This is a genomic window from Rhodococcus sp. KBW08 (genome assembly GCF_003852455.1).
Taxonomy (GTDB): domain Bacteria; phylum Actinomycetota; class Actinomycetes; order Mycobacteriales; family Mycobacteriaceae; genus Rhodococcus_F; species Rhodococcus_F baikonurensis.
Genome location: NZ_QAJJ01000036.1, coordinates 14,294 through 27,125 on the forward strand (window position 1 = coordinate 14,294; position 12,832 = coordinate 27,125).

At 63.7% G+C, this 12,832-nt stretch carries 10 protein-coding genes; 3 read left to right on the forward strand and 7 right to left on the reverse strand.

Going from position 1 to position 12,832, the window contains the following annotated elements; genetic code table 11:
- The first annotated feature begins 158 nt into the window (after positions 1-158).
- Positions 159-1,106 carry an aldo/keto reductase gene (locus DBV08_RS30710; RefSeq protein ID WP_124569885.1) on the forward strand — a complete coding sequence of 316 codons (948 nt, stop codon included), beginning with the start codon at positions 159-161 and terminating at the stop codon, positions 1,104-1,106.
- Positions 1,107-1,108: 2 nt separating this feature from the next.
- On the opposite strand, the gene DBV08_RS30715 is transcribed toward DBV08_RS30710, so the two are convergent.
- Positions 1,109-1,879 (reverse strand): hypothetical protein, encoded by a 771-nt coding sequence (locus DBV08_RS30715; protein WP_095972854.1) that lies wholly within the window; start codon positions 1,877-1,879, stop codon positions 1,109-1,111.
- Positions 1,880-2,015: 136 nt separating this feature from the next.
- Positions 2,016-3,227 carry a hypothetical protein gene (locus DBV08_RS30720; RefSeq protein WP_124569886.1) on the reverse strand — a complete coding sequence of 404 codons (1,212 nt, stop codon included), beginning with the start codon at positions 3,225-3,227 and terminating at the stop codon, positions 2,016-2,018.
- A 104-nt stretch (positions 3,228-3,331) separates the two neighbouring features.
- Here DBV08_RS30720 and DBV08_RS30725 point away from each other — a divergent pair, with 104 nt between their 5' ends.
- A complete protein-coding gene (locus tag DBV08_RS30725) occupies positions 3,332-4,678 on the forward strand; it encodes a DUF5691 domain-containing protein (protein ID WP_124569887.1) in 1,347 nt (448 codons plus the stop codon).
- A 57-nt stretch (positions 4,679-4,735) separates the two neighbouring features.
- Here the strand turns inward: DBV08_RS30725 and DBV08_RS30730 are convergent, their stop codons facing one another.
- The 5 genes from DBV08_RS30730 to DBV08_RS30750 form a co-directional block, all read right to left on the reverse strand.
- On the reverse strand, positions 4,736-5,866 hold the full coding sequence (locus DBV08_RS30730) for an acyl-CoA dehydrogenase family protein (protein ID WP_124569888.1): 1,131 nt from the start codon (positions 5,864-5,866) through the stop codon (positions 4,736-4,738).
- 8 nt (positions 5,867-5,874) lie between these two features.
- The gene (locus tag DBV08_RS30735) at positions 5,875-7,050 is read right to left on the reverse strand and encodes an acyl-CoA dehydrogenase family protein (protein WP_124569889.1); all 1,176 of its coding nucleotides are present in this window, start codon (positions 7,048-7,050) and stop codon (positions 5,875-5,877) included.
- Between the two features lie 107 nt (positions 7,051-7,157).
- Entirely contained in the window at positions 7,158-7,604 is a 447-nt protein-coding gene (locus tag DBV08_RS30740; RefSeq protein WP_020970172.1) for a hypothetical protein, read from the reverse strand.
- 67 nt (positions 7,605-7,671) lie between these two features.
- The gene (locus DBV08_RS30745; RefSeq protein WP_095972859.1) at positions 7,672-10,206 is read right to left on the reverse strand and encodes an ABC transporter permease; all 2,535 of its coding nucleotides are present in this window, start codon (positions 10,204-10,206) and stop codon (positions 7,672-7,674) included.
- A 4-nt stretch (positions 10,207-10,210) separates the two neighbouring features.
- A complete protein-coding gene (locus DBV08_RS30750; RefSeq protein ID WP_003945134.1) occupies positions 10,211-10,984 on the reverse strand; it encodes an ABC transporter ATP-binding protein in 774 nt (257 codons plus the stop codon).
- A 271-nt stretch (positions 10,985-11,255) separates the two neighbouring features.
- On the opposite strand from DBV08_RS30750, the gene DBV08_RS30755 reads away from it, so the two are divergent.
- Entirely contained in the window at positions 11,256-12,818 is a 1,563-nt protein-coding gene (locus DBV08_RS30755; protein WP_124569890.1) for a long-chain-fatty-acid--CoA ligase, read from the forward strand.
- Positions 12,819-12,832: the final 14 nt, after the last annotated feature.

Below are 12,832 nucleotides of genomic sequence, written 5' to 3' on the forward strand. Positions count from 1 at the left end.
GAAGAATTCAGTATTTGAGGCCATACCCAACGCTGACGGCGGCAATCACGATCCGATACATTTTTCGCCGAACCTGGCGAGGGCGCGCCATCGCCAGCGCCGTGAGAGGGTACGGTGCGGGATGCAGCGACCACCTTCATCGACGGGAGTTCCACACAGTGGCGATCATCGGAAATTCGGACCTCGACATCTTCCGACTTAGCTTGGGCGGCAACCCTTTCGGATGGACCGCAGACGAGAAGACGTCCTTCGAGATCCTCGACTCGTTCGCCGAAGCCGGTGCAAACTTCATCGACACCTCCGACTCGTACACGGCGTCGGCTCCCGGCAATTCCGGTGGGGAATCCGAAACGATCATCGGGAAATGGATCACCGACCGAGGTCTGCAGAACGACATCGTCGTCGCCACCAAGGTGGGTAGCCATCCCGATTTCAAGGGCCTGAAGGCAGACAACATCGCAGCCGCGGCAGAGGCTTCGTTGCGGCGCCTGCAGACGGACTGCATCGATCTGTACTACGCACATTTCGACGACCCGCAGACTCCGCTCGAGGAAACTCTCGAAGCCTTCAATGCGTTGGTCGTCGCGGGGAAGGTTCGCTACCTCGGAATCTCCAACTACAGCCCCGACCGAGTCCGGGAGTGGCTGCGGATCACCGAAGAGAACGGTTACGCCGCGCCCATCGCGCTGCAACCGCACTACAACCTGGTACACCGCAAGTCGTACGAACCCGAACTCGCGCAGATCGCCACCGACAACAACATCAGCGTCTTCCCGTACTTCGCTCTCGCTTCCGGCTTCCTCACCGGAAAGTACAAGAGCCGCGCGGACATCGAAGGCAGCTCCCGCGAACGACTGACCGCCGGATACTTCAGCGACGCCGGACTCGACGTCGTCGCGGAACTGGCAACAATCGCGCAGGCCCACGAGAGCGAGATCTCGACGGTTGCGCTGGCCTGGCTGCTGACTCGACCGGGCATCACGGCACCGATCGCGAGCGTCAGCCGGCCCGAGCAGCTCCCGGCGCTACTGGACGCCCCAAATCTCGTGCTGTCGTCGAATGAACTGGACACTCTCGAACGAGTGTCGGCGGCGGTCGGAGCCTGAGATCAGGCAGTTTTGAGATGAGCGCCGAGGGCCGTGTTGTTGATCGTCCAAAACGACCAGCCGTCATGGCTCTCGGTGTCGCCTGAGATGTGACCGGTGACGGCATTGGCGGCCGCCGTCGGATCGGGGAATCGGCGGCCTTCCATCGGTCCGCGCATGATCTCCACGACCTCGGTGGTTTCGTCGAAACGTCCGACCCAGCGGTAGCCATGGCAATCGGCCGTCATCTCGAGGCGATTGTCGACGACTTCGATCTCCTCGACACCGCTGGCGCGACGCTTCTTCGCGGCAACCGGCGACGTCTTGCGCTTGGTCGCAACCGGGGCCTCCACGTAAATGCTCGGATCCTTGACCGCGGCAAGGCCCAACGCATCCCAGCGATCGTGGCCGTGCACCACGCGCCCACGCGGAATCGCGTGATGGCCGGTGCGATTACGTCCTGGGCTGTCCATGATCCACAGATCGACCTCGGCACGGATGTCGTCGGCGACCTCGTTGGAGGGCAGCATGAAGAACTCGTGCGGATCGGCCGCCAGGTCGACGAACACCCAGAACTCGGAGCGGGTGTCGTCACTCTCGAGCGACTCGTCCTGACGCCTGGCCTGCCAGTCTCCGTCGAGCTTCGATCGCACTCGAACGATGCGGCTGATGCCGTCTGCGCCCGTCACCTCGACGGGGTTACGACGCGAGTGAGTGAGACGGACAGCCTTGCCCCCACGCTGCGTAGCTTCGGAAATGAACGCATTGATGCCGCGGCTTGCGGTGTCTTCCATGATCGACCTGTCTCGAGCGGGTACGCCCGCATCACCGGATCGGCATCGGGGTCGAGCATTGAACGAAATCCCGGCCTGTTCTTCGATCGTGTGGCCGGTCAGTACCTTCGACCTTACAGCGCAGACGACGGCCTGACTACGGCGCCCGACGCTCGTTCCCAGAGGTCAGCAGTGCAATGTCCCCGTAAAGCGCCGCCCGGTGAGCGAACATCAGCTTTTCCACACCGTCGAATTGGTCCCCGACGTAGTGCGTGTTTGCAGCCGAGAGTTCACGTGAACCGGAGCGCGCAAGTAGGTCGTCGATCCGGCTGTCGAGGCTCGCCGCATGCGCAACCGCGCGCTGCGAACTCAGCTGATCCTCGGCCCGTGCGACCAGGTCACCGATCCGCGCGAGGGCCGCAACGCGCTCGACCAACTGGTCCCAGACCGCGCCGAGCGCTTCCCGGCGCGAAGCGATTCCGGCTCGGGTTCCCTCGTCGCGTGCCAGTGCAACCGCGTCGTCCAACTCCGCAAGAATCGAACGCAGCGCGACGGTGTCAACCGCGATCTGGGTGATCTCGTCGGCCAGATCGAGTTGGTTGCGTTGAATGACGAAGTGGTCGGAATGCCACGCGCTGGAACTCTCGATCCGGTCGAACAGATTCCCGGCAAGGTAGAGCAGGGCGTCGTACTCACCGGCGCGTCCTTCGGGTTCTGAATCGACGAGTCCGTCGAGGACCTCGGCGATGCGTCTTCCGGCATCGGCGATGACTCCGGTTCCCTGAACTTTCCCGAACTGGGCGGCAAGTTTGTCGAGCGCAGCATTTCCGCTACTGGCCACGACGCCGAGACCCACCGGCAGCTTGGCTGGGACCGGGGTGCGGGTGAGCCCGGCGAAAAGAGCCTCACGTTGCTCCACATCGAGATGCAGTCCGTCGCGGCGATCCTTGCGAATGGCACGGACGCTGCTCGCGAAGTGGCGATTGGAGTGCACGATCGCCGACCGCATCGACTGAACGCGCTTCTCGAGCGCCTGCACCCGCCGGTCGAGGACAACCTGAACCGGGCCGATACGGGTCGCGAGCAGCCGACGCCTGGTGCGGGCAAGTTCGTCGGTGAGATAACGCAACTCCGAGAAGCCGCCGATCTCCGGGAACGAACGTCCGATACTGCGACGGTTCGCCAGGATCGACCGAGTCGACTCGTCCGCATAACCACCGGCTATCAGCAGTGCGACGTCATCGGACAACTCCGGCCGGTTCGACTCGACGGTCCCCGCCGCACACCACTCCCTGACCCGAGTGGAGATGAGCGTTCGGCGTTCGGTCACCGACGCCACGACAAAGACGTCGTCAGTTCCGTCTGTCATCTCACGCCTCCTGGTGGTCGCCGGTTACCACTGTTCCAGAATCTGCCGACACGCGCCCGACCCCTGCGCCCGAGCACGACGCACCCCTGCCATACCGTAGGCGGGTGACCTCCCTGCGATCAGACGCGCACGCAGGTCACTCGCGCGCATCAGCGACTGCTTCAGCGGTTCAACCGCTGCTTCCCGACCTCGCCATCGAACAACTTCAGTCCTTGTTGCACGTTCGTTCCTGGACTCTCGCGGAATGGTTCGCACTGGCCGACCGACACGGATTCCTCGCGCCCGCGGCCAGTGTTCCGCTCTTCATGGAAGCCGCGTTGAAGTATCCCGAGCACCGCGAGGCGCTCCTTCGCCTCGCCGGTCGACGGGGGCAGTACCTGGCGGAACAGAATCCGGACTGGGCCCAGCTCCGGCGGATCGGGTCCCGCCGGGACGAGCTGTGGCTCTCGCGCGATCCGGACGATCGGACCGCCTGGTTCGATTACATACGTACGGTCGACCCGGAGTTGGCGAGCGAGGAACTCGAGATCGCCTGGGACGACGAGCCCACCGCAAACCGCCTGCATTTCCTCGATCATCTCGACGTCGGACTGGGTGAACACGACTACACCCTCCTCGAACGCGCACTCGACGATCCAGCCGTGCGGGTCCGTGAGCGCGCAATTCAATTACTACGTCAACTCCCCCGATCACCGTTCGCCTCTCGCATGGTCACTCGGGCTCGGTCCTGGGTGCGGCTCGAGACGAAACCGTTGCGACCGCGCCTGGCCGTCCGTTTGCCCGGTTCACTCGACGACCTCGCATTTCGTGACGGCATCGAAGACGTCCACTACAAGAACAAGGGAATCCGGCGCTGGTGGCTGCGCCAAGTCGTGACTGCAACTCCGCTGACGCTGTGGGAATCGATGGCCGGTTCACCGCGCGACGCTCTCACTATCCCCATCGAGAAACAATGGCGTGACGTGATGATCGAATCATGGACTGCTGCAACCGTTCTCCAGAAGAACACAGCGTGGGCTTCGGCCTTCTTGGAGAGGGACGGGCGCACGACCGACCGGAGAATCGTCGCCATCGCCGACCCACGCGAGCGCGTCGAGTACATAGTCGCCGGACACGCGGACGAGTACCTTCTGGGAGTCGACGGCAGCGCACTCCTCGACGGCATCGACCGTCCATGGCCGCTGGCCGTCGCCGAAAAATTGTTGAATGCCTTGGAAAACGAGGCGTTGGAGCACGCCGCGACAGGCGAGGACCTGGGCATCCACTCGCGGCACAGCCACTTCTCCACCCTGCGAAGTGTGCAGGCTCGGTTCCCTTTCGAGGCGATACCACTGCTCCGCAGCGCCGCGTCCAGAACGAGCGACCCCGGCTGGCAACAAGCGTTCATCGACAGTGCGGTCAACATCGAGCAGCGTCGACTCCGCTTGGACGTCTTACGCTCTCACCGCTGAACGACGAAGGGTCGCACTCCGCGAACGGAATGCGACCCTTCTGTCGATCGTGAAAGATCAGACGACGCTGACCATCTCGTGATCAGCCACGCCGGCGGCCAACACCCGGAGATGGTCTTCGGTGCTGCCGAGGGTGTGCTCGATGGCGACGAGGCGACTCACGTAATGACCCACCGGGTATTCGGCGGTCATTCCGATACCACCGTGCATCTGGATGGCCTCTTGACCGATGAGCCGAGCCGAACGCCCGATCTGCAACTTCACCCGCGAAGCGATCACCGGATCCACGACGCCGTCGGCAAGGGACATCGTTGCGTACAGACTCATGCTGCGCGCCAACTCGAGCGAGACGTACAGATCGGCGGCACGATGCGTCAATGTCTGGAACTTTGCGAGCGGAACACCGAATTGCTTACGCGTCTTGAGGTATTCGGTGGTCAGACGCAGCGCCTCTTCCATTGCTCCGACAGCCTCGGCGCACAGAGCAGCCTGCTCACGGATCTGTGCGGCCTGGATCAGCGCGGAAGCGTCTCCGCCCTCACCGAGCGCTTCGGCCGGAGTATCGGTGAACTCGATCTGCGCCCCGCGCAAACCGTCGTGAGTGGCGTAGGACTTGCGTACCAAGCCCGAGGCATCACTCTTGACGAGGAACAGTCCGACGCCGCCATTCGGGAGCGCAGCGCTCACGACGAGGATGTCCGCCGTCGCGCCGTGCCCGACCGGATTCTTGATGCCGGTGACGGTCCAGCCGCCGTCGACCTGGGCCGCCGCGGTGGCCCGTTCGGTTGCCGGCCAACGGATTCCGGGTTCCTGATCGGCGAAGGCGAGGAACATGGTGCCTTCGGCCACTCCGGGAAGAATCGACGAGCGCTGCTCTGCACTGCCGCCTTCGGCTATGAGCCCGCCCGGCGTCACCACCGCGTCGAGTAACGGTTCAGGTGCCAAGCGTCGACCGATCTCGGTCATGACCGCGCCGATTTCCACCGGGCCCGCGTCCATGCCGCCGTCGTCCTCGGAGAACGTCAGGCCAAGCAGGCCGACCTCGGCCAACTGCTTCCAGACCTGCGGGCTCCACCCTGGATCGGAGTCGATGATCGCGTTGCGCTTCTCGGCGTCGTAGCTACGCGCGAGGAGGTCCTTGGTGGTGTCGCGGAGAAGCTTCTGCTCGTCGTTCAGTTCGAAGTCCATGCCACGCCTCACAATCCGAGGATCGAGGAGGCGATGATGCTTCGCTGCACTTCGCTCGATCCGCTGTAGATGGATACCTTGCGGTAGTTCAGGTACGTCGGGGCCGTGTGCTGCGCCCAGCTCGCGGAGGCGATGTCGCTGCCCGCGTCGTACGGCAGTGAATCAGGGCCGGCCACGTCCATCAGCAGTTCGACGCTCGCCTGCTGCAATTCGGAGCCACGAAGCTTCAGCAGCGACGACGCCGGGTTCGGCTGGCCGTCAGCAGAACTGGCGACCACCCGGAGCTGAGTGAGCTCGAGGGCAAGCAGTTCGTTTTCGAGTTCGGCGAGACGGGCGGCGAAGAGCGGATCTTCGAGCAGTGTTCCGCTTCCGACCTTGACCTCGGCAGCGCGGGCCTTGGCCTGGGCCAGACGAACCTTCGAGAAACCGACGCGCGTGACACCGGTGCGCTCGTTGCCGAGCAGGAACTTGGCGTAGCCCCAGCCCTGGTTCTCTTCACCGACCAGGTTCTCTCCCGGCACACGGACGTCCTCGAAGAACACTTCGTTGACCTCGTAGCCGCCGTCGATCAGCTTGATCGGGCGGACCGTGACGCCAGGCGTCTTGAGATCGACCAGGATGAACGAGATGCCGGCCTGACGCTTGGGCGCATCGGGATTGGTACGCACGAGGCAGAAGATCCAGTCGGCGTACTGTCCCAGCGTCGTCCACGTCTTCTGACCGTTGATGACCCAGTCGTCTCCGTCGCGGACCGCGCGGGTCTTGAGCGACGCGAGGTCGGAGCCGGCCTCGGGTTCGGAGAATCCCTGGCACCACCAGATGTCGAGGTTGGCGGTCGCGGGAAGGAACTTCTCCTTCTGCTCCTGCGAGCCGAAGGCTGCGATGACCGGACCGACCATGTTGGCGTTGAACGCCAACGGTTCGGGGACCGACGCAAGCTGAAGTTCGTCGAGCCAGATGTTGTGCTGGACCGGGGTCCAGTCCTTGCCGCCCCACTCGACCGGCCAGTGCGGTACCGCCAGACCGTGAGCGTTGAGGATCTGCTGCGCCTCGACCATATGGTCGCGCCCCAATTCCTCGCCGTGGGCGTACGCCTCCCTGATGTCCGCGGGGATTTGCGTACGGAAGAACGTCCGCATCTCGTCGCGGAACGCTAGTTCCTCGTCGGCCAATGCCAGGTTCATCGGGATTCCTTCGCACTCGAAACCGGATTCATGTTCGGTTCGACCGTACCCCGACGATCCTGGAGGCGGAACAGGTACCGCGAAAGACGGCACTCAGGGCCGAGTTCCTACACGGTTTTGAGGACCAACAGGTAACCCCCGCCCGCGGCGTCGATGCTCGTCTCGACGTTCAGCGACGGAGCCAGTCGCGACAACCGGTCGATCAACCAGTCCGACGCTTCCTGGGCATCGTCTTTGCCCGGACAACGAGCGACGGCGACGCGACCACCCTTGCGCTCGAGCTGCTCGACGACCCCGATGATCGGAGCGGGATCCACGACGAACAACCGATCCGGCCATTCCACAACAGGTTTGACCGCACCCTTCTTGGTGTTACATGCGCGGTGCGCCAAGCGTTCGACACCACCTTTGGTCTTGCCACCCTTTTTCGCGGTGTTGATGCTGTCGATGCTCGGGCCGCGCGGATCGTTGACGGACATGTCGGGATCGACCGGTTCGTCACACAGCCAGCAGCGCCAGGATTCACGTTCGCCGACTTCTTGAAGGGTGCTCATGTGGCAACGGTACCGTGCGCACTTTCGGCTGTTTCCGCTGCCGAAAGTGCGCACGGGGCCGAAGGCCCTACATGTCTGCAATCGCCTCCAGCGGCTTCGTCTTGGCCGCTCGGTTGGCCGGCCACAGTGCGGCCAACACACCGACCACACCCGAGCCGATCAGCATCCCGACAACCTGACCCCACGGGATCGTGATCTTGTCGAGGCCCTGGTCGGCAAGGGTGCTCACGAAGGCCCAACCGAACGCGATGCCGAGAACAACTCCGACCGCTGCGCCGTACACCGCGATAAGCACCGATTCGAGATAGATCGTTCGCCGCATCTGTCCGCGCTGCATGCCGACGGCTCGCAGCATTCCGATTTCTCGTCGCCGCTCGACCACCGACAGCGCCAAGGTGTTGATGATGCCCAGGATTGCGATCACGACCGCGAGTGCAAGCAGTCCGTAGAGGATCGCCAGCAACGTGTTGATCTGTTGCCCCTGAGTTCCCTTGAACTCCTCACGATCCTGCACCTGGACGACGACGTACTTCTCCGTGGCCGTTTCGAGTTCGGATCGCAGCGTGGTCAGATCCGCGCCGGGCTGCGCCTTCACCAGCACCACGAAGTCCGGCAGGCTCTCCGCCGGCATCAGCTTCCGGTACGCCTCGTCCGAGACGATCCACGAACCGATCAGCTGGTTGTCCTCGAACACTCCCGCGACAACCGTCTGGTACTCGACGCCGCCGGGACCGGTCAACGTCTGAGTCGAGCCCACAGTCCAACCCTTGTCGTCCGCAGTCGACTTCGAGACGAGCATGTTGTTGCCGGTCAGATCGACCGTGCCCTCTAGAATCTTGTACTCGAGCACGCCTTCGATCGGTCCGTCGAACGAAGCGCCCTGCTCGTCCTCGCCGTCGACCTTCGCACGCACTCCGTGCAACGACGTCGCGCTCTGCACGTCGGGCACCTGTCGGACTGCGTCGGCCGCACCCCGCGGCACGCCGATCGCGTTGGGTCCGGTCAGGATGTAGTCGGCCGAGACACCCACGTCCACAAGAGCATTGATGCTCGCCTTGGCCGAAGATCCGAACACTCCGATGACCGTCACCAGCATCAGACCGAGAGTCAACGCGAATGCCGTTGCAGCCGTACGGCGGGGATTGCGCACTGCATTGGTACGAGCCAGCCGCCCGATGGCGCCGAACGGCTTGGCGAACACGGCACCGAGCGCGCCGACGATCGGCCGCGACAGGGCCGGAGCACCGAGAAGAACCGCGATGATCAACGAGAACGCACCGAGCCCGACGATCAGAGCCGCGCCGCCACCGGTACCGCGAGAGCCGAATACGAGCAGTGCCACACCGATCACGCCGAGAATCGCACCGATCAGCGTCCGCACCCGCAATGAGTCGCCGGTCGAGGCGAACTCCTCACGCATGGCCGCTACCGGCGGGATCTTCGACGCACGACGAGCCGGGGCATAAGCGCTGAGCGTCGTGACGACGACGCCGACCACCAACGCGACGATGATCGTGCGGGCACCCACCTGGAGCGGGCCCTCGGGCAGACCGACGTCGAACGTGTTGAGCAGACTGCGCAATCCGTAGGCGAGACCGATGCCGCCGAGCAGACCGATGATGCTGCCGATGAGTCCGACCACGAGCGCCTCGGTGACCACCGAGCGGCCGACCTGCGCCCGGCTCGCACCGATCGCACGCAGCAGCGCCAGCTCACGAAGGCGCTGGGCCACGATCATCGAGAAGGTGTTGTAGATGATGAACGTGCCGACGAGCAGAGCAATCGCACCGAACGCCAACAGGAAGTAGTTGATGAAGCTCAGCGCCGAGTCGACCTCCGCCTTGGTTTCCTCGCGAACCTCGTCACCGGTCTGCACCTTGAGATCGGGGAAAACCTGCTCGACGCGTTGCTGCAGTTCCGTCTGGGACACGCCGTTGCCCGCGACGTCGATGTACTCGACATGTTGGCCGTCGGTGAAGAGTCCACGGGCCTGCTCGTCGGTGAAGAGCGCGCCGATGAATCCACCGGTGTCACTACCGGCGCCCTCGTAGATGCCGGACAACGTCACGTCCACGATTCCGCGGGCCGGTGCCAGAACCTTGGCGGAGTCCCCCACCTTCAGCCCGGCTCGCTCGGCGGCGCTGGTGTTGAGCGCCACCTGGCCGGTCTGCGTCGGAGGCGCGCCTTCGACGAAGGTGTCGGGTTCGGCAATCGCCTGGCCGGGCGGCAGGTAGGACTGACCGATACTCGGCGCACCGCCGGTCTGAACAGCGCCGCCGTCTGCATTGATCAGGACGATCTGCCCGCTGACGGCCGGAGCTACCGCTCGGACACCGTCGACAGCGGCAAGTTTGTCGACATCCTCGACCGGAACGCCGCTGGTGTTGCGCTCTTCCATCGACACCCGCACGTCGACGCCCTGGGCGGTGTTCTCGAAGATCGAATCGAAAGTCTTCTGGAGGGTGTCGGTGAAAACGAACGAACCCGCGACAAAAGCCGTGCCCAGCACCACGGACAGAACCGTCAGCGCAAGTCGCACCTTGTGTGCCGCCAAGTTGCGCAGGGAAACCTTGCGCATCGGCGAGTTACTTACCGAAGCCATGTGCTCAAGCCCCGGCTTCCACGTTCACGACCGCCTGCGGAGCGTCCAGACGCTTCATCCGGTCGAGGACCGAATCCGCCGTCGGCTCGCGCAATTCGTCGACGATCTTGCCGTCCGCGAGGAATACCACCCGATCGGCATACGCCGCTGCCCGCGGATCGTGTGTCACGATCACCACTGTCTGGTTGAACTCGTCGACAGCCGCCCGCAGGATCGAGAGCACCTCCCCGGAGGACTTCGAATCGAGGTTTCCGGTCGGCTCGTCGCCGAAGATGATCTCCGGCTGACCCGCCAGCGCACGCGCGCACGCCACACGCTGCTGCTGACCACCCGAGAGCTCTCCTGGCCGGTGATCGAGCCGATCTCCCAGACCCAGCTTGGTCAGGACGCTGTTCAGCCAGGTCGGATCCGCTTTGCGTCCCGCGATGTCGAGCGGCAGCGTGATGTTCTCGAGCGCAGTCAGCGTCGGCACCAGGTTGAAAGCCTGGAAAACGAAACCGATGCGATCGCGTCGCAGTTGGGTCATCTGTTTGTCGGAAAGCGTCGTGAGTTCCGTGTCACCGATGAGAACAGAACCCGAACTGGCGGAATCCAGACCGGCGAGGCAATGCATCAGCGTCGACTTGCCGGAGCCGGACGGGCCCATGATCGCCGTGAACTCACCGCGGGCAAAATCTGCGGAGACCGAACTGAGGGCGTGCACCTGGGTATCTCCGGTGCCGTAGGTCTTGGACAGGCCGACTGCGCGGGCCGCGACATCCTGGGCGTGCGAACTCATGATCGCCTTTCCTGTTCACTTCGTACTACTATGCGGGCGTGACGGGCGCCCGTGAAAACACGGACGCCCGCAATGGTTGGTTCCATCCTGTCGGGTGGCGGGCGCCCCCGCCATCGGGGACCACCCTGATATCCGTGGCAGAGCCGATCAGGGTCTGGGAGATCACGGCTCTCCGACTGGTATGCACTGGCGTGCATTGGAGAGAAACAGCGATACGAACGGCGGACGCACACTAACCTTGTGACACCAATCACACGAGAGAGGCGGCCGAATGTCCGACGCCACCGCTGGAATCATTTTCGATCGGCTAGAGCACTGGGCGACGGTCAAGCCTGATCAAGCAGCGATGACCTTCCAAGGAACCGAATACACGTGGGCCCAATGGCGGGAACGCATCTTGAAGATCGCCGCAGCACTCGCCGAATCCGGGATCCGCGCCGGCGATACTGTCGCCTTCGTCGACAAGAACCATCTGTCCTGCCTCGAAGTCACCTACGCCGCCTCACTGCTCGGCGCCGCGAATGTCGTTCCCAACTGGCGACTTTCGAGCGAAGAGCTGGATTACGTACTCGCGGACTGTGGCGCTCGCATCCTGTTCGTCGGCAGCGAACTACTCCCCCAGATCGTCGCCATGCGAGACCGCCTGACGGCCGTGGAATCGATCTTCGCCGTCGGCGGTGAACACGACGAATTCGAACCCTGGATCGACGAGGTCATCCCGCTGAGCTCCCGACCCGAGGTGAGCCCCGATGCCACCGCACTGGTTCTCTACAGTTCCGGAACGACCGGTCGACCCAAAGGCGTCCAGCTCACGCATCGAAACCTGTTCGCGCACAGCAACAGTGTTCTCGAGATCCTGCCGGCCCACGAGGATCATCGATTCCTGATCGCGATGCCGATGTTCCACGTCGGCGGAACGTGCTACGCCATCATGGGAATTCACGCCGGCGGACGCTGCTACTTCACCAGAGAAGCGGACGGCCCGTCGATCTTCGCTGGTCTGGCCGCCGGAGCCAACATCGCCTTTCTCGTCCCACCGGTCATTGCCGGAGTCCTGGCCGCAGGCGAGCAGGCGGTCGCCGCCTTCAAGGCATTCAAACGCATCACGTACGGCGCCGCACCCATGCCGCTCCCGCTGTTGCGTGCGGCACTCGCAGCCTGGCCGGACACCGAATTCGTCCAGGTCTACGGCATGACCGAGATGGCGGGCGTCGTCACGGCGTTGATGCCGGACGTTCACCGCGACGAGTCGCAGATCGAGCGCATGGCGTCAGCAGGCACAGCGATCCCCGGCGTCGAGATGCGCGTGGTGGACCCCGTTACGCTCGAAGACGTGCCTACCGGTACAACCGGCGAACTCTGGTGGCGATCAGAGCAGTGCACTCCCGGATACCTGGGTAAGCCCGAGGCGACAGCCGAAACGATCACCGCAGATGGATGGCTGCGGAGCGGCGACATGGGCCGCGCCGACTCCGGCGGTTTCGTGTTCATCGAGGACCGCCTCAAGGACATGATCATCACCGGCGGCGAGAACGTCTACTCCCCCGAGATCGAGCGAGTTCTGGTCGAGCATCCGGCGATCGCCGAAGTCGCGGTCATCGGCGTGCCAGACGATCGTTGGGGTGAAACCGTCAAGGCCGTCGTGGTTCTCACCGGCGATGCGCAGATCGACGAAGCCGAACTGATCACCTACACCCAGGAACGTCTCGCAAAGTTCAAGTGCCCGACCAGTATCGACGTCGTCGAGATCCTTCCACGCAATCCCACCGGAAAGATCCTCAAGCGCGACCTCCGCAAACCGTACTGGGAGAACCGCGAACACAAGTTGGTCTGAGACCCCGTGCTGTA

What these genes read in the sequence shown, in the direction of transcription:
- DBV08_RS30755 (WP_124569890.1), top strand. Translation starts at nt 11,256, where the DNA reads ATGTCCGACGCCACCGCTGGAATCATTTTCGATCGGCTAGAGCACTGG.
- DBV08_RS30730 (WP_124569888.1), bottom strand. Translation starts at nt 5,866, where the DNA reads ATGGACTTCGAACTGAACGACGAGCAGAAGCTTCTCCGCGACACCACC.
- DBV08_RS30745 (WP_095972859.1), bottom strand. Translation starts at nt 10,206, where the DNA reads ATGGCTTCGGTAAGTAACTCGCCGATGCGCAAGGTTTCCCTGCGCAAC.
- DBV08_RS30720 (WP_124569886.1), bottom strand. Translation starts at nt 3,227, where the DNA reads ATGACAGACGGAACTGACGACGTCTTTGTCGTGGCGTCGGTGACCGAA.
- DBV08_RS30715 (WP_095972854.1), bottom strand. Translation starts at nt 1,879, where the DNA reads ATGGAAGACACCGCAAGCCGCGGCATCAATGCGTTCATTTCCGAAGCT.
- DBV08_RS30750 (WP_003945134.1), bottom strand. Translation starts at nt 10,984, where the DNA reads ATGAGTTCGCACGCCCAGGATGTCGCGGCCCGCGCAGTCGGCCTGTCC.
- DBV08_RS30740 (WP_020970172.1), bottom strand. Translation starts at nt 7,604, where the DNA reads ATGAGCACCCTTCAAGAAGTCGGCGAACGTGAATCCTGGCGCTGCTGG.
- DBV08_RS30735 (WP_124569889.1), bottom strand. Translation starts at nt 7,050, where the DNA reads ATGAACCTGGCATTGGCCGACGAGGAACTAGCGTTCCGCGACGAGATG.